This window comes from Primorskyibacter sp. S87 (genome assembly GCF_049801055.1).
Taxonomy (GTDB): domain Bacteria; phylum Pseudomonadota; class Alphaproteobacteria; order Rhodobacterales; family Rhodobacteraceae; genus JBNAGF01.
The window spans coordinates 347,182-367,363 of record NZ_JBNAGF010000004.1 but is presented as its reverse complement, the minus strand read 5'-3'; the positions used below and the strand labels follow the sequence as shown (position 1 = coordinate 367,363).

Annotated in this window: 20 protein-coding genes and 1 tRNA gene; 2 read left to right on the top strand and 19 right to left on the bottom strand. The window is 54.9% G+C overall.

Annotation, left to right across the window (positions count from 1 at the left end):
* Nucleotides 1–446 precede the first annotated feature (446 nt).
* Nucleotides 447–523: transfer RNA gene (locus ACP15U_RS09945), tRNA-Arg, on the bottom strand.
* 109 nt (nt 524–632) lie between these two features.
* Here ACP15U_RS09945 and ACP15U_RS09940 point away from each other — a divergent pair.
* Nucleotides 633–1,658 (top strand): LacI family DNA-binding transcriptional regulator, encoded by a 1,026-nt coding sequence (locus ACP15U_RS09940; protein WP_425044983.1) that lies wholly within the window; start codon nt 633–635, stop codon nt 1,656–1,658.
* A 4-nt stretch (nt 1,659–1,662) separates the two neighbouring features.
* Nucleotides 1,663–2,880, top strand: coding sequence for a winged helix-turn-helix domain-containing protein (locus tag ACP15U_RS09935; RefSeq protein ID WP_425044982.1), 1,218 nt, complete (start codon nt 1,663–1,665; stop codon nt 2,878–2,880).
* Nucleotides 2,881–2,889: 9 nt separating this feature from the next.
* Here ACP15U_RS09935 and ACP15U_RS09930 read toward each other — a convergent pair whose 3' ends face one another.
* The 18 genes from ACP15U_RS09930 to ACP15U_RS09845 all read right to left on the bottom strand — a co-directional run bounded on the left by ACP15U_RS09930 (nt 2,890) and on the right by ACP15U_RS09845 (nt 20,144).
* On the bottom strand, nt 2,890–3,807 hold the full coding sequence (locus tag ACP15U_RS09930) for a helix-turn-helix transcriptional regulator (RefSeq protein WP_425044981.1): 918 nt from the start codon (nt 3,805–3,807) through the stop codon (nt 2,890–2,892).
* A gap of 84 nt (nt 3,808–3,891) precedes the next feature.
* Complete coding sequence (locus tag ACP15U_RS09925) at nt 3,892–4,353, bottom strand: acyl-CoA thioesterase (protein WP_425044980.1); 462 nt, start codon at nt 4,351–4,353, stop codon at nt 3,892–3,894.
* Nucleotides 4,354–4,365: 12 nt separating this feature from the next.
* Complete coding sequence (boxA, locus tag ACP15U_RS09920; RefSeq protein ID WP_425044979.1) at nt 4,366–5,553, bottom strand: benzoyl-CoA 2,3-epoxidase subunit BoxA; 1,188 nt, start codon at nt 5,551–5,553, stop codon at nt 4,366–4,368.
* Complete coding sequence (locus ACP15U_RS09915; RefSeq protein ID WP_425044978.1) at nt 5,550–5,726, bottom strand: hypothetical protein; 177 nt, start codon at nt 5,724–5,726, stop codon at nt 5,550–5,552. The genes boxA and ACP15U_RS09915 overlap by 4 nt, the downstream gene beginning before the upstream one ends.
* Before the next feature lie 94 nt (nt 5,727–5,820).
* Entirely contained in the window at nt 5,821–7,272 is a 1,452-nt protein-coding gene (gene boxB, locus ACP15U_RS09910) for a benzoyl-CoA 2,3-epoxidase subunit BoxB (protein ID WP_425044977.1), read from the bottom strand.
* A gap of 69 nt (nt 7,273–7,341) precedes the next feature.
* Nucleotides 7,342–9,003: a 2,3-epoxybenzoyl-CoA dihydrolase gene (boxC, locus tag ACP15U_RS09905; protein WP_425044976.1), complete on the bottom strand. Its 1,662-nt coding sequence runs from the start codon at nt 9,001–9,003 to the stop codon at nt 7,342–7,344.
* Between the two features lie 163 nt (nt 9,004–9,166).
* Entirely contained in the window at nt 9,167–9,577 is a 411-nt protein-coding gene (locus ACP15U_RS09900; protein ID WP_425044975.1) for a DUF309 domain-containing protein, read from the bottom strand.
* 12 nt (nt 9,578–9,589) lie between these two features.
* The gene (locus ACP15U_RS09895) at nt 9,590–10,411 is read right to left on the bottom strand and encodes an alpha/beta fold hydrolase (RefSeq protein ID WP_425044974.1); all 822 of its coding nucleotides are present in this window, start codon (nt 10,409–10,411) and stop codon (nt 9,590–9,592) included.
* On the bottom strand, nt 10,411–11,949 hold the full coding sequence (locus tag ACP15U_RS09890; RefSeq protein WP_425044973.1) for a benzoate-CoA ligase family protein: 1,539 nt from the start codon (nt 11,947–11,949) through the stop codon (nt 10,411–10,413). The genes ACP15U_RS09895 and ACP15U_RS09890 overlap by 1 nt, the downstream gene beginning before the upstream one ends.
* A 197-nt stretch (nt 11,950–12,146) precedes the next feature.
* A complete protein-coding gene (locus ACP15U_RS09885) occupies nt 12,147–13,643 on the bottom strand; it encodes a TRAP transporter large permease (RefSeq protein WP_425044972.1) in 1,497 nt (498 codons plus the stop codon).
* A complete protein-coding gene (locus ACP15U_RS09880; RefSeq protein WP_425044971.1) occupies nt 13,640–14,224 on the bottom strand; it encodes a TRAP transporter small permease in 585 nt (194 codons plus the stop codon). The genes ACP15U_RS09885 and ACP15U_RS09880 overlap by 4 nt, the downstream gene beginning before the upstream one ends.
* A gap of 73 nt (nt 14,225–14,297) precedes the next feature.
* Nucleotides 14,298–15,344: a TRAP transporter substrate-binding protein gene (locus ACP15U_RS09875; protein ID WP_425044970.1), complete on the bottom strand. Its 1,047-nt coding sequence runs from the start codon at nt 15,342–15,344 to the stop codon at nt 14,298–14,300.
* 193 nt (nt 15,345–15,537) lie between these two features.
* Nucleotides 15,538–16,713 (bottom strand): 3-hydroxybenzoate 6-monooxygenase, encoded by a 1,176-nt coding sequence (locus ACP15U_RS09870; protein ID WP_425044969.1) that lies wholly within the window; start codon nt 16,711–16,713, stop codon nt 15,538–15,540.
* 6 nt (nt 16,714–16,719) lie between these two features.
* Nucleotides 16,720–17,418 (bottom strand): fumarylacetoacetate hydrolase family protein, encoded by a 699-nt coding sequence (locus tag ACP15U_RS09865; protein WP_425044968.1) that lies wholly within the window; start codon nt 17,416–17,418, stop codon nt 16,720–16,722.
* A complete protein-coding gene (locus ACP15U_RS09860) occupies nt 17,415–18,446 on the bottom strand; it encodes a cupin domain-containing protein (RefSeq protein ID WP_425044967.1) in 1,032 nt (343 codons plus the stop codon). Before ACP15U_RS09860 ends, ACP15U_RS09865 begins: the two co-directional genes overlap by 4 nt.
* A 159-nt stretch (nt 18,447–18,605) precedes the next feature.
* Nucleotides 18,606–19,334 carry a flagellar type III secretion system pore protein FliP gene (gene fliP, locus ACP15U_RS09855; RefSeq protein ID WP_425044966.1) on the bottom strand — a complete coding sequence of 243 codons (729 nt, stop codon included), beginning with the start codon at nt 19,332–19,334 and terminating at the stop codon, nt 18,606–18,608.
* On the bottom strand, nt 19,331–19,618 hold the full coding sequence (locus tag ACP15U_RS09850; protein WP_425044965.1) for a FliM/FliN family flagellar motor switch protein: 288 nt from the start codon (nt 19,616–19,618) through the stop codon (nt 19,331–19,333). Before ACP15U_RS09850 ends, fliP begins: the two co-directional genes overlap by 4 nt.
* The gene (locus tag ACP15U_RS09845; protein WP_425044964.1) at nt 19,611–20,144 is read right to left on the bottom strand and encodes an ABC transporter ATP-binding protein; all 534 of its coding nucleotides are present in this window, start codon (nt 20,142–20,144) and stop codon (nt 19,611–19,613) included. Before ACP15U_RS09845 ends, ACP15U_RS09850 begins: the two co-directional genes overlap by 8 nt.
* Nucleotides 20,145–20,182 lie beyond the last annotated feature (38 nt).

The window sequence follows — 20,182 nt, the reverse complement described above, 5'->3', positions numbered from 1 at the left end:
AGATCCAAATCCGTGTCGCAGTCCTCAACCGCTATACCGCTCTTGGCATTCCCGTCACAGAAGCCGTAGGCTAAATCCGTCCGGGGAAAGGGGAAGTCCCATCCTCACAGGATTTGTGCAACAAAGCCCATTCAATGCCCCGATATTTTTGGTCTTGTGTGAGCACACCGCGTTCGATTTGCATCTCAGTATCGCACGCCCACTTCACCGCGTCTGTTCTCTTGGAAAAGGACTCGCTGGCACTTCGCCCTTTGTGTCGTACCGTTGCCTGCCGCTTGCTCGCTTGATGATCGTCGCTATCTCGCATCACTCCTCTGTGCGATGAATCGCGATCTGCGTTTAGCTTTGCAGCTGTTTGTGCAGCGAAAGCGCGGCGCTTGCAGCCGCATGCAGTGTTCTGCAACACACGTTTTGCATGCAAATCACTGGCAAAGCTTCGAGATCGGTGGCGACCCCGGCAGGATTCGAACCTGCAACCTGCCCCTTAGGAGGGGGCTGCTCTATCCAGTTGAGCCACGGGGCCTTTCGGATTGTATTATCGCTGTTTCTCCAGCTTGTCATGCGATTTGAGCCAGTTGATCCCAGGTAGGTGTCCGCGCTAACATTTGGTTCGGTTGCAGGAAGGAATTTCATTGACTCTCGACAACAAACGTCCGCTGACGCTCCGCGATGTATCCGAAGCCTCCGGAGTATCGGAAATGACGGTTAGCAGGGTCCTGCGCAACCGCGGGGATGTCTCTGACGCAACCCGGGCTCGTGTGCTCGCGGCGGCCAAGGAATTGGGTTATGTACCCAACAAGATTGCTGGCGCGCTGGCGTCCAATCGGGTCAATCTGGTGGCTGTGATCATTCCATCACTATCCAATATGGTTTTTCCAGAAGTTCTCACCGGGATAAACCAGGTCCTCGAAGATACGGAACTGCAACCGGTTGTCGGGGTCACTGACTATCTCCCTGAAAAGGAAGAAAAAGTTCTTTATGAGATGTTGTCCTGGCGACCGTCCGGTGTGATCATTGCCGGCTTGGAACACTCGGATGCGGCGCAAGCCATGCTGAAAGCCGCCGGGATCCCGGTTGTCGAAATCATGGATACCGACGGCAAGCCAATCGACTCGATGGTTGGTATTTCGCACCGTCGCGCAGGGCGGGAAATGGCTCAGGCCATCCTGAAGGCGGGCTACCGGCATATTGGCTTTATGGGGACAAAAATGCCGCTCGATCATCGGGCTCGGAAGAGATTCGAAGGGCTTACAGAAGTTCTTGCAAAGAACGGGGTCGAGATCGAAGACAGAGCCTTCTACTCTGGCGGGTCTGCCTTGGCCAAGGGTCGCGAAATGACGGAGACCATGCTCAAACGCTCGCCCGATCTCGACTTTCTTTATTATTCCAATGACATGATTGGCGCTGGCGGCTTGCTCTATCTTCTTGATCAAGGCATCGATGTTCCGGGACAGATCGGACTTGCTGGATTCAATGGGGTAGAGCTTTTGCAAGGTTTGCCCCGGAAGTTGGCTACGATGGATGCCTGCCGTCTCGAAATCGGGCGCAAAGCGGCGGAGATCATCACCGCTCGCCTTGAGGACGAGCCCGGCGAGGTTGAGGACAAGATCACACTGACACCCAAGATCAGCTACGGTGACACCTTGAAGCGGCGTTGATCCTATGGCGCTTCCTGTTCTCGAAAATCGCGATGCCCGGCGGCTGTTTTTGCACCGTCATCTGCTGGCCGAACCACCAGTTGGATCCGGCAAAGGTGCAGATCTTGCTTCGGTTATTCACCGCCTGGGTTTCGTCCAACTCGACAGTATCAACACTGTGGCGCGATCCCATGACATGATCCTGTTTAGCCGCAGGCCGCGATACCGCCCGGCGCATCTCAAGCAACTTTATGAGCAGGAGCGCGCCCTGTTCGAACACTGGACGCATGACGCCGCAGTTATCCCGATCGAGTTCTTTCCCCATTGGCATTTGCGATTTCAGAGAGATGCAGAGATGCTTCGCAAACGTTGGCGCAACTGGCGCAGAGATGGATACGAAGCGCGGTTCGAAACGGTCCTTCAACACATCCGCGACAACGGGCCAGTTTGTTCTTCGGATGTGGGCAAAGACGAAAAGAAGGGATCGGGAGGTTGGTGGGATTGGCACCCTTCCAAGACAGCATTGGAATACTTGTGGCGGTCCGGAGCACTCTCGGTAACTGGGCGGGATCGGTTTCAGAAACGCTATGATCTAACCGAACGGGTGATCGAGGAAGAACTCTGCCCCGCCGCGGGAAGCCCTGATCCGGAACTCAGTATTGATTGGCTATGCAATGCGGCTCTGGACCGATTGGGATTTGCCACATCGGGTGAAATCTCGGCATTTTGGGATACCGTAAATTCAAGCGAAGCAAAGGAATGGTGCCATCGGTCGCTGCGGAACAAAAGCATAATTGAAATTGAAGTTACCGCACACAATGGATCTAAGCGGCGCGCTTTTGCACGCCCAAATGTATTTTCCAACCTCGAAGAAGCGCCGGAACCGCCAAAACGGCTGAGAATTCTCAGCCCCTTTGACCCGGCCCTGCGGGATCGAAAGCGAGCCGAGCGCTTGTTCGGATTCTACTATCGAATCGAGGTCTTTGTACCCGAACCAAAGCGTGTTTATGGGTACTATGTCTTTCCCATGCTGGAAGGGGATCGTCTGGCTGGCCGGATCGACATGAAGGCTTTTCGGAACGAAGGGATTCTGCGAATTCGGGCAGTTTGGCCTGAATCCAGCGTGCGCTGGACGAAAACCCGCCAAGCTCGTTTTGAGGCCGAATTGGAACGTGTTCGACGGTTTACCGGTCTGGACAAGGTAGAATTCGAGGCCGGCTGGTTGCGACAACCTGCAGACTAGGTGCACAATTCAACCATCGCCCAACCGGTTTCGGATGATATCAATCAAATGGGCCGCCGACGCATTCTTTGACTGCCCCGATGTATCCATATGGTCCAATGCCTTGCTGTAGAGCGCTTCACGGCTGGCCAATATCGATCTGAGCTGTTCCATAGCCTCAGGATTCCCCGCCATTGGCCGTTCATCGCCCTGAGCCCGAACCCTCGCCATATGCTCTTCGGGAGCAGCTCTTACCCAGACTGTATGAAAGTGGCTGAGCAGTGTGGCATAGGTCTCGGGCTCTGCAACAATGCCACCAGCAACCGCTAGAACCATCTCGTCATGCATGGCTATCACACGGCTGACGGCTTGTGCCTCCAGCTTTCGATAACCTTCTTGCCCGTAGAGCGCCATAACCTCGCTCACCGGCATGCCACTTTGCGTTTCAATCTCATCGTTGAGCTCGACAAACGGTATGCCCAACGCCTCGCCGACCATTGCACCAAGCGTGGACTTTCCTGCCCCGCGAAGGCCCACAAGGCAAATCCGTCCGGCACGCATGGCCTTTGTCGGTTGGGGTTCAAGTATCTGCAATACAGATCTCTGTGTTTCGGCGCTGGACACTCGAAACAATTCCGCAACCCGAAGTGCTTCGGATGTCCATGGATCTTCCTCTCCCACGAACCATTCAATCCGATGATCGAGCGCGACAGCGATCCGTTGCAGCAATCCGATGGAGATATTCCCGGCACCGGTTTCCAGCTGCGCAAGATAGCGGGGAGACACGCCAGACATTTCCGACAGGACCCGGCGTGAAATTCCGCGTCTTTCCCGCGTTTTTCGTACCCGGTCCCCCACACGCTGAATCAAGGCCTTGACCGATTCCTCGGATTTATCCGAGTCCAGTTGCGAAGTGGTTTCGCCGCGGAAATTTGTGATCTCTGTCATTCGGCCCGAGGCGCTGGTGAAAAATATTGCACAAAGATACGGCGATGGACGTCCAGTGGCAATCCGTAGCCCACCAGGTTTGCACTATGCTGCGGGGTCTCTGGCCAAGTGCGATTGCAGCAATGGCTCTACAAGGGCCCGGATATCCGGCGGCGCAGGTTGCCTCTCAAAACGGTCCGCAATCGTAAAAACGCAGATAAACCGTCCTTCAAAACAACTCACGTTTTTTTGGCGCCCGATCACCCGAAACTCAATCGAAGATGTTCCAAGCCGCACTGGCGCAACTTCGCAGATCAATCTGTGCCGAGGCGTTATCGGCGCCAGAAAATCCAACGACATGTGCACAAATGGGGTGCCGATGTTGCGGTCAAGTTCCATCTGAAACCAACCATCGCCACCAAGGTGATGTTCCCACCAACCATTGATGGCGTCGAGGGCGAACCCCGGAATTCGACCGGTATATGCGATTTTCGCCGGATCGCAGTCGCCCCATGTAACCCGAATTTCATGGCGATAGAGGTCGGAGGCGGCGGTCTCGACGGTCATGTGCGCATACAGTCAGTAGGTTTCGACATGATATCGGCCTTCTTCCCGCATGGTGTCGCGAAGGTCGCTCCAATAAAGGCCGGCACTCCGGGCAATATCCTTAAGCGCCTCCTCAACACCTTGCTCCATCGCCTTCAAGCCGCAGATATAGATGTATCCCTGCGGGTCCTGCAAAAGAGCAGATACCTGTTCGGACTGTTCTCTCATTTTATCCTGAACATAATGCTTTGCCTCACCTTCCTGACGGGAGAAGGCGAAGTGCTTGGTGAGAAACTGGTCGGGCACTTTACCCAAGGGACCAAAATACGGAAGCTCTTGCGGGCGTCGGGCTCCAAAGAACAGAGACAATGAACCATCCAGCGATGGTGTTTCCCTCTGGCGGCGCATTGTAAATGCGCGAAACGGCGCAGAACCGGTGCCTGTGCAGATCATCAACAAATGCGCCGCCGGATCATTCGGCAACAGAAATGTTGCCCCGAACGGGCCCGTCAGTTGAATGCTGTCGCCGGGTTTGAGATCACAGACATAATTGGAACAGACCCCACCCTCCTCGCGTTTGACCGTCAGCGATAGATTGTTGAAGTTCGGTCGCTCTCCGTCCCGGGGTGACGAAACCGAATACAGTCGGGGAAGATGGGGATTGCCGTCGGCATCGCATCCTGGCGGAATAACCCCAACGCTCTGTCCTTCTAGAACGGGAAACGGCGTACCCGCCAGATCAAGAATGATATGCCGGACGTCGCTGTCGCTCTCTTCGGCGGTCAGACGATAGTTGCCCTGCACACGCGCTTCTGCGGGCTTCCCGACCGTGTACATATTGACGGTCGGCTTTGATGCAGAAGCCGGTGCCTTTGCCTTTCCCCCGGCTCCTGCGTGTGCTTCTGTCAGCAGCGCTGCGATAGCTTCATCTATAGCTTCAAGGTCTTCGGCGCCTTCGGCCTCAAGGTCTTCCTGTTCCGGAAGTTCCATCCAGCCATATTGTTCTTCCAGAGAATACGGTTTTGCAACGACCCGCCATTCGTCGATCGAACCTGTGGGGCAGACAGGAATGCAATCCATGCAAAAATTGCACTTGGATGCATCCACGACGACGTTCATGTCGTCGTGTTCTATCGCCTCCAACGGACACGTCATCTCGCAGGTATGGCACCGGATGCAAATCTCAGGATCGATGAGGTGTTGTTTTACTGGCCGATTCATGAGGGTTCGCGTGACTTGGACAGGATCACGTGTGGCAGCACCAAGGTATCTATCAAGGCCGAGCAGAGCCCCGAGCAGTTCGAACAGCCGACGCAGGGTCCTTGCAACCCCGATACTTCGCCTGCCAGGGCCTGCAGTCTCAAAGTCTCACCTTTGGAACGGTCTATTTGCATAGCGGGTCTCCCCAAACGGAACCCATTTCGAGTCCCTTTCTGTCAGCATTCTGCAACCGATAGTTTCGGCTTCAGTTCTCGACATTGATCTGCGTCAGGCCATGTGAAGTTTCACGTATTCGAAGTCGCCCGGTTTGTTATCGATCCCGACTTTGGGCGGAGCAATCCAGCCCGCGAACTTGCCAGGCTCAAAGCAAGGCTTCATCAATGATTGGATAAAGTCACCATCGGCGTGGGTCGGCAGCCAGTTGGGCAAGCCTTTGTCATAGTCCGCGCCACTCAGCATTTCGCCTTCGGGACTGAACAGTTTGTCGGAGAAGACACCGATTTTGCGGTTGAAGCTTTCATGTGGCAATTTCATCTCGAATTCTACGCCAGTCTTCTCGATGATTTTGTTCCAGCGCCCAACGCCGCCTGCGGCGTCTTTAGTATAGTCATCACGAAGCCGCATGTTGATCGCAGTCAGCGCCGGCACTTCCTTTTGGACCGCTTTGCCATCTTCAAAGTTCCAGACGGTATAAGTATCGCCGGTCAACTGATGGTCATCTCCGATCCGAGATTCCATGAAACGGCCCTTGATCCCGGCATTGAACGCATTGGCCGCGTTGGTCGAGACTTCCTGTCCGAACAGATCAAGAGACAATGTGTAATGCAGGTTCAGCTTTTTCTGGATCAGCGGCAGGTCAATCACACCCAGATCCCTGATTTTGTCGACGTCGTAGGGGTCGGTGATGCCCGCTTCGTTCATCGCCTCGCAGGTTCTCTGGATGGTCCGGCCAACACCGGTCTCACCCACGAACATATGGTGGGCCTCTTCAGTCAGCATGAAACGACAGGTCCGGCTCAGCGGGTCAAACCCGGATTGCGCAAGGCTCTCCAACTGCATTTTGCCGTCGCGGTCTGTGAAGTAAGTAAACATGAAGAACGACAGCCAGTCGGGTGTCTCCTCGTTGAAGGCTCCCAACATCCGCGGGGCTTCCTCCGAGCCCGAGCAACGGCGCAGCAGATCGTCAGCCTCCTCGCGCCCGTCACGGCCGAAGTATTTGTGCAGAAGATAAACCATCGCCCAGAGATGGCGGCCTTCTTCTACGTTCACCTGAAACAAGTTGCGCATATCGTAGAGCGAAGGCGCGGTCAGACCTAAGAAACGCTGCTGCTCGACCGACGCAGGCTCGGTATCGCCCTGAATAACAATCAGACGTTTTAACAGGTTCCGATATTCGCCCGGCACCTCTTGCCAAGCCGGCTCGCCGAGATGTTCACCGCAGGGGATTCGCCGGTCTTCAACCTGAGGCGCAAGCAGAACGCCCCAACGATACTCCGGCATTTTCACATAGTCGAACTTGGCCCAGCCTTTGGGGTCAACCGAGACGGCCGTGCGCAAGTACACCATGGATTCCTGAAAAGTCTGCGGGATCAGATCGTTCCACCAGTTGATGTATCCGGGGTGCCATTTCTCCAACGCTTTAAGCACACGCTTGTCTGAACTCAGCCCAACATTGTTCGGGATCTGCGTATCGTAGCTGACATTGATCAAATCGAGCATCTGTTGGTCCTCACTCCCAAATCACCACTTGCGGTTGTCATTCCGGTGTTTCGCGGCCGCAGCTTGTCCCTACACCCGTTCCATGTCGTACTTGCCACGCACACCGCTGCCGTATCGCTGGAGCGCCCCGTCCGGCCCGACCGCATTGGGCCGCTGGAAAATCCAATTCTGCCATGCCGTCAACCGACCAAAGATGCGGGTTTCCATCGTTTCGGGCCCAGCGAAACGCAGATTGGCCTCCATTCCGGTCATCGCATCCGGCGAGAAACTGGCGCGCTCCTCAAGGAATATGCGTACCTCGTCTTCCCAGTCGATATCATCAAATGCGTATGTAATAAGGCCCAACTCTTCGGCTTCGTCAGCCTCCAAGGCCGTGCCGATTTTGGCCTGAAGTTCTCCAACGGTATCCGGAACTCCGAGAAACCGCGTTTGCAAGCGGGTGAGATCATTGCCCATGGGATAGGTGCCGAAATTGCCATCGGTCAGAGTCACCGTTGCCATCGGGCGGTTATCGCCCTCAAATTCCTCCAACATCATGTAACTGCGATCGACCGCCCAGAGCAGTTCGGCCAACACACCGGAAAAACACGAACCGTGCTCGACCAATGCAACCAATGAGCGAGATGTCATGTCCACCCGTTTCAGGACACGTTTCCAATAGAGCAGGATTTCGTTGGCCAGCCAATTGTCACGGTTGGCCAACAACATCGCTTCGTGTTCAACGATTTTTTCCGGGTCTCCCTGACTGCGAAAAATAACCAGCCCGATCTCACGCTCGTTCAGGCGCAGATGCAAGATCGCGTCGTCTAGTTCACGGGCCAACTGAAGTAGATAGGATCCCGCGCTTTGTGCCAACAGCTCATCGATCGTCCCGGGAGCTGCCGCCTCGGGGCCTTTGAGGGTGATGGTTGCGCGGCCATTGTCCCGTTCTATCGCGACCTCGACCGAACCGTAGCTGATCGAGCCATCTTCACCAATCGATCGATTCAGAGGAGCCAACTCGATCCCCTTTTGCGTCACAGTTTTTTTCGACTGGGCGGCAAATTCCCGGGCGCGCTCCTGCACGACCTGATCGAATTTCGAATTGGGGGCGATTTCGTCGACCAACCGCCAATCTACGGCGCGCTGTCCGCGCACGCCTTCTTCGACCGAGCAAAAGACATCGGCAAGGTCACGTCGTACCTTGCGCTTGTCGGTCACGCGGGTAAGGCCGCCTGTTCCGGGCAGCACAGCAAGCAATGGAACCTCTGGAAGTGCAACCGACGACGTACTGTCATTAGTCAGTATGATGTAGTTGCAGGCCAGCGCCAGCTCGTAACCGCCCCCTGCGCAAGCGCCCTTGACTGCGGCAATGTACTTCTGACCGGAGTCCTCTTCGGCGGCTTCAAATGTGTTGCGTGTTTCGTTCGTAAACTTGCAGAAGTTCACCTTGTGCGCGTGGCTGGCGCCACCCAACATGCGGATGTTGGCACCGGCGCAAAAGACTTTTTCCTTCCCCGATTGCATGACCACGACTTTGACCTCGGGGTGCTCGAACCGCATTCGCTGAACAACGTCGGCAAGCTCGATGTCCACGCCAAGATCATAAGAGTTCAGCTTGAGTTCGTAGCCTTCAAATAGCCCTCCGGCCTCATCGACATCCATGATCAGATTAGCAACCTCACCGTCATACTCGACCCGCCAATGACGGTACTTTGATGGATCCGTCTGAAAGTCGATGATCTTGGACATAGGATGCGCCCTCGTGAGATTGGATGAGTTGCACCTTAGTTCAGCAAAGGTGACTGGTAAACCTGTATATGCATAATATTGCCAAAAACTCGAGAACTTCCGGCATATTGGGCGGATCACGGCTGCTGAGGTATCGGGTTCTGCTCAATATTGGCATTATAATTCACATTTCGATCAATTTCGAAAGGTGCCGCAACCCCACCAGCCGGTTGCGAATCCGAGAAGGTGAAACCCCGAGAACTTGACGGCATCCAATCAGGGCAAGCAGGCTTTCACAATCGTCACAGAGACGAAGCACCGCCCGATGCCGCCCCATCTTCAGCTTCAGCGCGGCATTGGCCAATTGGATGGCGGCCTGAGCCATGTGGCGTTCTGCTGTTTCAGGTCGGGTTTGCATCCAGACCGGTTCAAACAGTTCGTGCGCCTCCCAGAAAAACCCGCCTTCCAGGCAAGCCCAGCCACCCTTCCATGCCGGGCATTCTGACAAGGATGGCAAAGTCTCCTTCCACTCATCAAACAGTCCATCCGGGTGCCGCGGTGTCAGGCCCGGGACATATGCATAGGGCGGCCGCATTGCATGATCCCGTCAGGCCGGAATCACTTCCGCAGCCTCGATACGTTCAAGACGCGCCGCGAATTCCCGAATGGCTGCCAGTGTTTCCGAAGGTGCCTCAAGGTGAGGAGCATGCCGGCAATCCAGAATCACGGTGTCCACCGGAGAATAGGCTCGCGTCTCAATTTCTTCGATCTGGGCCAACGTCCCATACTGGTCGTCCCGCCCCTGAATTGCGAGAACCGGGATACGCAGATAATCAATGACTTCTGCGACATTCCAGTCTTTGAAATTGGGATGCAACCATACCTCGTTCCAACCGCGAAATGCGCCATCGGGATCAGCGTGGTACTTCGCCATTTTCTGTCTCAGCTCAGTTTCTGCATATGATTGCTTGGCGCGTGCGATTTCCTGCAATCCTGTTTCTTCGGTGAAAAAGTGCGGCGCCATCAAAATCAATCCACGAACTCGATGATCTTCGACACTGCCTGCATAAATTGCCGCTATGGTCGCTCCGTCGGAATGGCCAAACAAGATACAGCGCCGAATTCCAACCTGTTCCAGAACGCCCGGCAAAACATCCAGTGCCTCACGCGTCATGAAATCCAACGGTCGCGGCAGACTCACAGGATCAGACTGTCCATAGCCCTGCCGTGAAAACACAAGCACACCCAAGCCAGTAGCCTCTGATACACGCTGTGGAAAATCCCGCCACAACGAAAGGCATCCCAATCCTTCGTGCAACATGACGATGGTGGTGCCGTTTTCAGGTACCGGCCCGAAACAGGCATACTCCAATTTTGCACCGTTCACGTTGAGTGCCAGTTGGGGCGAAGAGCTCCACTCCAGGGGCATCAGGTGTCCTCCCTTAATTTGAACCGCTGGATTTTCCCCGTTGCTGTCTTTGGCAGATCCTCTACGAATTCTACCCATCTCGGGTATTTCCATTTGCCCACTTTGTCTTTTACAAAAGCCTTCAATTCGCCGGTCAAATCCTGTCGACCGCCCTGTTTCAAAACGATAAATGCCTTTGGTTTTTCCAAGCCATCATCGTCGCGCTTGGGAACGACGGCCGCCTCGAGAACAGCCTCGTGCGAGATCAAAGCCTGCTCAACTTCGAACGGTGAAACCCAGATCCCGGACACTTTGAACATGTCGTCGGTACGTCCGCAATAAATGTAGCGGCCGTCAGAATTACGTTCATATTTGTCTCCGGTTCGGGTCCATTCGCCTTCAAAAGTAGAGCGGCTCTTGTCTCGCTTGTTCCAATACCCATCCGCGGCAGACGCACCGCGTACGAAAAGTTCTCCGATATCACCGTCGGCAACCTCTTCACCTTCCTCGTTCAGCAGGCGAAGGTCATAACCGGGCACCGCCCGACCGGACGTTCCATAGACCACATCATCTGGCGCATTTGACAGAAAGATATGCAACATCTCGGTCGAACCTACGCCATCAAGGATCTCAACTCCCGACATTGCCTCCCACTTTCGGCCAATTTCTTCGGGAAGGGCTTCGCCGGCCGAAATGCACCGGCGCAACGCCACATCCAATGTGCCGTCACTTTCCAAGGCTGCCACGCAGGCCGCAAAGAGGGTTGGTACGCCGCAAAATATGCTGGGTTCTTCCTGCCGAAGAATTCCCAACGTGCTTTCTGGTGTGGGCCGCCCATCAAACAGAATCGCAGTGGCGCCAACTGACATTGGAAATGTCATCCCATTGCCCAGCCCATAAGCAAAAAACAGTTTGGCAGCGGAAAAGATCACATCTTCCTCTGCAATTTCCAGCACCTTGGCCCCGTAGCTGTCCGAAGTCGCCCTGAGGCTGGCGTGAACGTGGCGCACTCCCTTGGGCTGCCCGGTTGAACCCGAGGAGTACAACCAGAATGCCGTGTCATCATCAGAGGCTTCGATTGGAGCGATTGGAGCGCAGCCATACGTGAAATCAGCGTAGGATGTGGTCCCCTTCGGCGTGGTGCTTCCGATGACGATGATATTCGTCAGAGTTGGACAAGATTCGGCAGCTTTCTGAACCACCGGCCATAGCTCGTCAGATACGAATAGGCAGGTCGCTCGGCTGTCGTTGAGAATGTGTTCGTAAACAGCTTCTGTCAGCAGAGTGTTCAACGGGACTGCGACAACCCCGGCTTTTAAGCATCCCCAAAAGATCTCTGGAAACTCGATCTGATCAAGCACCAACATGACGGCGCGGGCTTCGCGCATGATGCCAGCCCGCACCAAAGCGGAAGCTACCCGACCGGAAGACTCGGCCAGTTCGCCGTAGGTAAGGCTTTGACGATTTCCCGCTGCTTCCCGAAATGCCGTCTTGTCAGACCGCCCCTCCTGAGCGTGGCGGTCCACGAAATACAACGCAGCATTTCCTGATTGTGTCATGGCCCTTCCTCCCTGGTGGACCTTTCTGTGGATATCCGGGATGCGCCCACTCTGGTCACTGTCTACCTTCAGTATGGAGGATAATGCACCATCCCGTCATGTATGCAAGATATTGCTAAAGACTGTAGCACTATCATGCACAAACGACTTCGGCCCGGTATGCACCCGGGCCGAACCCAATTTTCTTTGACACCTGTTTAGCGAAGCAGAAAAAGCGTAATCGAAGGAAACAGAACAAGAATGACCACCCTGACAAGATCCGAGGTCACGAAGAACATCACAGCCTTGTAAGTGTCTACGATACGCGTTTTGCGATCCATCGCGTTGATGATGAAAAGGTTCATCCCCACAGGTGGCGTAATCAGACCGACTTCCACTACAATTAGGACAAGGATACCAAACCAGATCGCAACCTGTTCGGCCTCCATTCGGTTGGCCATACCTTTTGTGACCCGAACACCGAGTTCTTTCATCTGCTCTCGAGTCAACTCGGTTCCGGTTGCAATCGCATCCTGAATCGACGCCAGCATCTCTGCGCCCATTCCCTCGGGAACTCCAGCGTTTAGCACTTCTCTGGCGGCATCGGCCTGAAGCACAGCCAGATTAACCATGTCGAAATCCATAACCGAAATAACCGGAAAGAAGATCGGGATCGTCAGTAGGATCATGGAAAGCGAGTCCATGAGGCATCCGAAGATAAGGTAGAAAACGAGGATCATTGACAGCACCATCCACGGGCTCCAACCCTGCCGAACCACGAAATCTGCCAACTCTTGAGGCACCTGTGTCAGCGCCAGAAAGCCGTTGTAGAATCCCGCCCCCAACACAATGAAAAAGATCATCGCGGTTGACCTTGCTGTCACCATGAAGCTATCCACCAGACTTTCACGGTTCAGCCCTCCATTCAGAAAGGCAATCAGTCCGGTTCCGAACGCCCCGACCGCGGCACCCTCTGTTGGAGTAAACCAACCGAGATAGATGCCGCCGACAACCAGCCCAAAAACCAAAAGAACGGGCCAGACGTGAAACAACGCGGTGAACCGCTCGCCCCAAGGCACGGCGGGTCGGGTACCGGCACTTTCGGGGTAAAGACGGACATAGATTGAAATCGCAACCACGTAACCAATGGCGGCAAGAATTCCCGGTATGAAGGCCGCCAGAAAGAGCTTGGCGATATTCTGTTCCGTCAGAATTGCATAGATAACCAAGACCACCGAAGGCGGGATGAGGATACCCAACGTGCCTCCGGCGGCCAGTGTCGCGGTCGAGAACCCACCGGCATAGCCGTATTCTTTGAGTTCCGGCAGTGCGACCCGCCCCATGGTGGCGGCAGTTGCAAGCGACGAGCCGCAAATGGCCCCGAAACCCGCGCAGGCGCCGATTGCAGCCATCGCTACCCCTCCGCGACGGTGACCAAGAAAGCCTTCGGCGGCTTTGAACAGCGCACTGGACATCCCGCCCAGCGTTGCAAAATGACCCATCAACAGGAACATCGGAACGATCGTCAGCGAATAAGACGAAAACGTTGAATATGTCTCACTTTTCAAGCGCCCGAAGGCAACCTGGGTTCCATCCGTCACGATTACCAGGCCGACAAGCCCGGTCAGGAACATGGCAAGCCCGATCGGAACCCGAAGAAAAATCAGGACCATTAATGCGGGGAAGGAGGCAATGCCAATTTCTAAGGTCGTCATTGTTCGGCCTCCACGCCATCCCAGATCAGAATTCGGCCAGTCAGAAATTCGTATGTCCTAATGGCAGCCATGTAGACGCCGACCAGTGCTGCTACCATCGCCGCTACAAGACTGGCCGCGTAGGCCCACCAGACCGGGAACTGAAGCAGAAACGATGTTTCTCCATTTCGAAGTTTGCTCAGCATCCCGTCACCAAGTCGCACAGCGATCAGTATCAGCACTGCGGCAAAAGCGATTTCGGTGATCATGCGGAGAAAGCGGTTCACTCGTTTCGGAAAATTGTTTGCCAGAATATCGACCGACGCGTGACCAGCGGTAATTTGACACAACGGAATGAAGGAAAAGATGGCAAATGCAACGCCTGCCTCGACAAGTTCGAAATCACCGTTGATCGGGCCCACACCCACGTCCAGCATCCAGTTTGCGAAGCCCGGCATCAGGCCTTGCATGAACCCTCCGTGAAAAAAGCCATTCAGCAACCGCCCGGCGATTGACAGACATGTCAATAGGATAAGCAACGTCAGGACAATTCCGCCGATCGCGGCCATTGTTCTTGCCAACGCCGTCATGTGCTTGTGCATGCACCCCGTTCCTTTTCCGGATACGCAAAGCCGCGGCGAGCATGTCGCCGCGGCTGCTTCGTTTGCACCGCTATCAGTTCGAGTACTGAGGCGTATACTTTTCGATCAGCATGGTAGCTTCGTCGATCAGCGCCTGACCGTCTTTGCCCTTTTCGGCCATGTCAGCGATCCACTGGTCGTAGATCGGCTGCGACAGCTCCCGCCATTCTGCGGTCTGGGCTTCGTCAAGCGTGATTACGTTGTTGCCAAGATCCAGCGCCATCTCGCGCGAGGGACCATCCGCGTCCGCCTGTGTGCCTCCGGCGAAAACCGAAAGATCAAGACCGGAATTGTCATCAATGACTTTCTTCAGATCATCGGGCAAACCGTCATATTTGGCCTTGTTCATCGCCAAGACAAAAGTCAGCGTGTACAACGCCTTTCCTGTGAACTCGGTATGGTTCTCTACCAGTTCAGGAACCTTCAGAGCCGCCGTAACTTCCCACGGAATAGTGGTGCCGTCGATAACGCCTTTGGAGAGTCCTTCCGGAACGGCAGGCACAGGCATACCAACTGGCGTCGCCCCCAGTTCGGTCAAAAGAGAATTGACCGAGCGGGAGCCGCCACGAATTTTCATGCCCTGCAGGTCAGCTGGTGTTTCAACCGGGTCAGCTGTGTGAATCATGCCCGGCCCGTGAACCCACGTTGCCAGAATATGAACATCTTTGAACTCGGTGTCTTTCATGTGCTTTTCAAACATTTCCCAGTATGCGTGCGACACTGCGCGCGCATTGGTCATCATGAAGGGCAGTTCGAACACTTCGGTCGATGGATAGCGACCGGGTGTGTAACCAACCACAGTCCAGACGATGTCTGCAACGCCGTCGATGGCCTGGTCCATCAACTCAGGCGGCTTACCACCCAGTTGCATCGAAGGGTAACGGTCGATTTTGATACGACCGTCGGAATCCGCTTCCACTTTATCGGCCCAAACATCAAGAATTAGTTTTGGAACGTTGGCTTGTGCCGGTAGGAACTGATGAAGTTTCAACGTCACTTCCTGCGCCATTGCAGATGTCGCCCCAAAGGCCGCAATCGCTGCTGCGCTCATTGCGCCAAGTAGCATTCTACGAGTGGTCATGTGATTCCTCCCCTTTGACCGTATTCACGCACTATCATGCAAACCCGAAAGAATGTTGCAATGCGCAGCCGTGAAACTATTGAATTATGCCCGAATCTCTCTCAGACATGTCGGTTGTTTCAACAACTGACCGTTCGGTCGGTAAATGTCAACTTTTTACGTCGTATTAGGTGCATTTGTAACTATCAATAGGCTAGGTAGATAATTTGCCGTAGAGCCAGCCAAGGGCCTCGTACCAGTCTTGTGGCGACTTGCTCCTCATGATCTGGTTTCGCAGGGCCGCATGCGCGCCTTCCGGATGATAAATATGATTACCGATTTCGCGCGACTGCAGTTGAACCCGCGCCGTTCGCAAGGCCCGCGCATTCTGATAGGCAAGCAAAGCAGAGCCTGGATCAGCTTTGGGATCCGACAGTGCATCTGAAAGACAAACGGCATCCTCAACCGCCATGCAGGCACCTTGAGCAAAGTACTGAAGCATCGGATGAGCGGCATCGCCAAGCAATCCTACCGGCCCATCCGTCCACTTCATCACCGGTTCCCGGTCGCAAAGAACCCAAAGCTTCCACCCCTGCCCTCTCTCGATGACCTGACGGGCGACAGGATGCACATGCTCAAACCCCTTCAGTACTTCGTCATGTCCAACAGGCAGCCCGGCCACCGGCTCAGGCGCGTCGTTGTGATAAGTCACGACTAGGTTGAACAACTTCCAACCGGACAACGGATAGTGAACGATGTGGCATTTCGGTCCCGCCCAAAGGGTTGCCGCATTCCATCGCAGGTCTTCGGGCATTTCCCCAACCGGTATGACCGAACGATAGGTCGTATGCCCGGAAACACGGGGCGGCCCGTCAGCCAACATCTGCCGGCGAACCCGCGACCAGAGTCCATCGGCTCCGATGAGGATAGAGCCCTGAACTTGCCGTCCATCGGAAAGATGAGCAACGATCCCATCTGGCAGATGCGTGTATTCCACCACTTGGCTATTTGTCCAAAGTTCAATGCGCGGATGCGCTTGGCAAGCCTCCAGCAATATCCCGTGCATTTCCCCCCGATGCACAACCGCGTAAGGGTTTCCCATGTGTAGGCGGAATTCTTCACCTAACGGTATTCGTGTAATCTCGTCTCCGGATATCGCATCCATCAGGCGAAGGTTGTCGATAAACACAGCCATCTTTCGAGCGGTGCCGCCTACCCCAAGCCGGTCAAAGGCATGAAAAGCATTCGGTCCCAGCTGGATTCCTGCGCCGATTTCTCCGAATTTCTCCAACTTTTCCAGGACAAGAACCGACCATCCTTGCCGAGCCAGACCGATAGCTGCCGCCAAACCTCCAATCCCGCCTCCGGCAATCAGGACCCGGTTTGGCATTGTCGTCTACTCCGCCTGGCCCAAAGTCAAAGAAATAGGATCCAGCCCGTCAATCCCACCACTGATGTGATCACCTGCTTTTACTGGTCCGACACCAGCGGGAGTCCCCGTCATGATCAGGTCTCCAGGTCTGAGGTGATAAAACTGGGAAAGATGGCAAATGATTTCATCAATCTTCCATATCAACTCCGAAAAGCTTCCGTCCTGGCGCACTTTTCCATTGACCGAAAGTTGAATCCTTTGGTCATCTGGATGACCCCACTCCGAAACTCGTGTCAGGCGAGAAAACACAGCCGAATTCTCAACGTCTTTTCCAAGATCCCAGGGTCTTTGTTTGTTCCTTTCACGGATCTGCAAGTCGCGCCGAGTCATGTCCAGACTGCAGCCATAGGCATAAACCCCGGCCCAGGCTTCGGCAGATGCCGCGCGAAACATCGGGGCTCCAATTGCGAGCGCCAGCTCCATCTCATAGTGATAATTCTCGGTGCCCGGAGGGTAAGGCACCGTTGCACCGCTCAGAACAGCCGCAGCCGGGGACTTGGTAAAGTAGAACGGTGCCTCGCGGTCAACTTCTGCGCCCATCTCAGCGGCATGGGCAGCATAGTTGCGCCCTACGCAGAAGATGCGCCCGATCGGGTAGCCGGCAGTTTCGCCGTTGACAGGGATGGCGGGAACCGGCGGCAGATCAAACAGCGTTTCGTTCATCTTGTTCTTTCCTCATAATAGCCCAGCTTGTCCTGAAGCGGACGGTCGTGAATTCGGATCAGAAAGCTCTCTTCATCAGCCTCATGAACCAACTCGGCAAAAATCGGAGCCGTGAACGTGTCCTTTTCCTGCCAGGCAACTTCGATCCCATCGATCACGGTGCGTCCCGATCCGCGAACAACGTGAAAGGCCGATGAGCAGGAGCGCAGCGGGGGTTGCTCAGTTTGCCCGGATTTCAGCATCATTGCCGTGAACCCGAGCGCCGGTAAAACGGCATCTCCGGTTTCCGGATTGATGTAGTCCAATTCCGCGACCTCTCCGTGTCGTGCCATTGCCCGCAAAGCTTCCTCGGCCGCACTCCAAGGGTAACGCATCATCGGGTATCGCCGTGCCCCGCGCCCGCCAGTTCGTGAAGGCACCATTCCCGGAGCAGCATATTCAACCGCGCTGGCATCTGGCCGATTCCTTTGGGCTTGGAGTTCGCCTTCAATTGCATATGAGCCTTCCAGATAGACAAACAATGGCAGGTCCAGAGCGTCGAGCCAGACGACGGGCTCATCTCCATCATGCCCATGATCGTGCCAATCTCCCCCGGGCGTGAGGACGAGGTCGCCCTCTTTCATAGGCAATCTTTCTCCATCTACGACAGTAAAACCGCCTTCGCCTTCAACGACAATCCGCGCTGCAGAGGGGGTGTGACGGTGGGCGGGCGCCGCTTCCCCCGGCAGCAAAAGCTGCAATCCCAGATAGATCGACGCTGTGGCCTGCATCGCACCCAGACCCCGTCCGGGATCTGACAGGACCAGGACTCTTCGCTCCGCCTTTTCTACCGGGGTGAGGTCGCCGGCTTTAAGAAGCAGGGGGCGGACGTTTGCATAGGACCAATGACCTACATGTGAAACCGGATTTGGGGCGTTATGCGGCAAAACATTGCGCATCATTGGCCATAAAGGCGCGACACCCGCCTCTCGCAATGCGTGCCGATAGTCTTCTGGCAGATCTTCGATCTTTCCGAGTTCTTCAGACATCTGACCCTCCTCGACCAACGCGGATCAATAGATGGCATACTTCCCAGAGACCGCCCAGTCTATTTGCAAGATCCCCGAACCGAGTGGCCTGAATTTCTTTGGTTCCGGCAAGTTACCAAAATGGATCCTTGTGAATTCTGCCAACATCCCCAGATCCGCCTAAGGAAAGTAACTTCGCACCAATGCGTTCGACACCAAACTCCATCCATCAGCGACCACAAAAAACGCCAGTTTGAAAGGAAGGGCGACTATTGCTGGCGGCACCATCATCATGCCCATCGACATAAGGATGGCCGCAACGACAAGATCGATGATCAAGAATGGCAGAAAGACCAGGAAACCAACTTGGAATGCGCGCGAAATCTCCGAAAGAAGAAAACTCGGGACCAGAACGGACAGCGGTGCCTGTGGCTCGGGGACTAAAGAAAGTTCGCCCGGGCGCAGTGATGCCATAGCTGCATAGGTCTCGTCTTCGACCCGTGCAGCCATGAAACTGCGGAACGGAACCAATGCCCTGTCCAAGGCAACGTCAGTTGGAAGCGTTTCTTCGATCAATGGCTGGAGGCCATCCTGCCACGCGGCCGAGAACGTCGGTTCCATAACGAAATACGTTAGAAACAGGGCCAAACTTACGATCAGCATGTTCGGTGGCGCCTGCTGCAATCCGATTGCCTGCCTTAGGATCGATAGAACCGTCACCAGAAATGGGAAGCAGGTGATCATGATCAACAGCCCGGGCGCGAGGCTCAAAACCGTGATCAACAAAATAATCTGGATCGACCGAGCGGAGATCGATCCGCCATCGCCAAATGAAAATGACAGCTCCTGCGCGGTTGCGGCGCAGGGCAACATGAGAAACAGCGCCAGATACGAGACGAGTTTTATCATCCCAAACCATTTTTCAGGTTCGCTATCTCGATCAGACGAACCGCAAGCTGGCCGGCATACTCGCCTTCGAGTTCCTCCAACTGACCACGTGCAACAAGACGGTCTCCGACGTAGAGGTCGACCGGATCCTCCACACGCTTATCCAGTGTCAGCACCGCATTTTCACCAAGACCAACCAGATCCCGGATCAGCGGTCGGGCCTTACCCACGGAAACGGTAATTTCGATCGGAACAGAAACAAACGGATTGTTCGCTTCATGAGCGCTCGTGTCGCTATCACGCATGATGTTTCGTCTCCGTACTTTGATAAATGAAGGCTGCAACAGCCTCTCTGATCGAGTTCAAGAGGTGTTCAGCGTCGATCTCTCTTTCGACATCCCCAACTCTGATGTGAACCTGCCCTGCACCCAGTGCCGCATCCTCTGTGACACGCAGAGGCATCGAAACCTCCTTGACCAGAACTGGCCTGAGGGCACCTGCCATACCCGCGGGAACGTGCAGGAATACGGGTTGTTCAACTTCCTCTTGAGCGATCTCTGACAATTGCTCGACAAGATGTTGGCCAAGGCATTCATTGAGAGCGGTCGGCAGCACCACGTCGATCAGGCTGCGAAACACAGGGGTCAGCGTCTCGATCAATTGTCCTTGCGCTTCGTGATACCCAAAGGACATATCTTCAACGGATTGGACAAATCGTTCTGTCAACTTCCCCTGCTCTTGAGCCTGCGCATCGATCGCGTCCTCCCAACCCGCGCTGTAGCCCTGCTCAAAGGAAGCAAGGCGCTGATCTTCGAGCACGTCGTCACTCATCAGTCTAAGTCCTGCCCCAAGTTCGGTTGAACTGAAGT

What these genes read in the sequence shown, in the direction of transcription:
- ACP15U_RS09935 (WP_425044982.1), top strand. Translation starts at nt 1,663, where the DNA reads ATGGCGCTTCCTGTTCTCGAAAATCGCGATGCCCGGCGGCTGTTTTTG.
- ACP15U_RS09930 (WP_425044981.1), bottom strand. Translation starts at nt 3,807, where the DNA reads ATGACAGAGATCACAAATTTCCGCGGCGAAACCACTTCGCAACTGGAC.
- ACP15U_RS09925 (WP_425044980.1), bottom strand. Translation starts at nt 4,353, where the DNA reads ATGACCGTCGAGACCGCCGCCTCCGACCTCTATCGCCATGAAATTCGG.
- boxA (WP_425044979.1), bottom strand. Translation starts at nt 5,553, where the DNA reads ATGAATCGGCCAGTAAAACAACACCTCATCGATCCTGAGATTTGCATC.
- ACP15U_RS09915 (WP_425044978.1), bottom strand. Translation starts at nt 5,726, where the DNA reads ATGCAAATAGACCGTTCCAAAGGTGAGACTTTGAGACTGCAGGCCCTG.
- boxB (WP_425044977.1), bottom strand. Translation starts at nt 7,272, where the DNA reads ATGCTCGATTTGATCAATGTCAGCTACGATACGCAGATCCCGAACAAT.
- boxC (WP_425044976.1), bottom strand. Translation starts at nt 9,003, where the DNA reads ATGTCCAAGATCATCGACTTTCAGACGGATCCATCAAAGTACCGTCAT.
- ACP15U_RS09900 (WP_425044975.1), bottom strand. Translation starts at nt 9,577, where the DNA reads ATGCGGCCGCCCTATGCATATGTCCCGGGCCTGACACCGCGGCACCCG.
- ACP15U_RS09895 (WP_425044974.1), bottom strand. Translation starts at nt 10,411, where the DNA reads ATGCCCCTGGAGTGGAGCTCTTCGCCCCAACTGGCACTCAACGTGAAC.
- ACP15U_RS09890 (WP_425044973.1), bottom strand. Translation starts at nt 11,949, where the DNA reads ATGACACAATCAGGAAATGCTGCGTTGTATTTCGTGGACCGCCACGCT.
- ACP15U_RS09885 (WP_425044972.1), bottom strand. Translation starts at nt 13,643, where the DNA reads ATGACGACCTTAGAAATTGGCATTGCCTCCTTCCCCGCATTAATGGTC.
- ACP15U_RS09880 (WP_425044971.1), bottom strand. Translation starts at nt 14,224, where the DNA reads ATGCACAAGCACATGACGGCGTTGGCAAGAACAATGGCCGCGATCGGC.
- ACP15U_RS09875 (WP_425044970.1), bottom strand. Translation starts at nt 15,344, where the DNA reads ATGACCACTCGTAGAATGCTACTTGGCGCAATGAGCGCAGCAGCGATT.
- ACP15U_RS09870 (WP_425044969.1), bottom strand. Translation starts at nt 16,713, where the DNA reads ATGCCAAACCGGGTCCTGATTGCCGGAGGCGGGATTGGAGGTTTGGCG.
- ACP15U_RS09865 (WP_425044968.1), bottom strand. Translation starts at nt 17,418, where the DNA reads ATGAACGAAACGCTGTTTGATCTGCCGCCGGTTCCCGCCATCCCTGTC.
- ACP15U_RS09860 (WP_425044967.1), bottom strand. Translation starts at nt 18,446, where the DNA reads ATGTCTGAAGAACTCGGAAAGATCGAAGATCTGCCAGAAGACTATCGG.
- fliP (WP_425044966.1), bottom strand. Translation starts at nt 19,334, where the DNA reads ATGATAAAACTCGTCTCGTATCTGGCGCTGTTTCTCATGTTGCCCTGC.
- ACP15U_RS09850 (WP_425044965.1), bottom strand. Translation starts at nt 19,618, where the DNA reads ATGCGTGATAGCGACACGAGCGCTCATGAAGCGAACAATCCGTTTGTT.
- ACP15U_RS09845 (WP_425044964.1), bottom strand. Translation starts at nt 20,144, where the DNA reads ATGAGTGACGACGTGCTCGAAGATCAGCGCCTTGCTTCCTTTGAGCAG.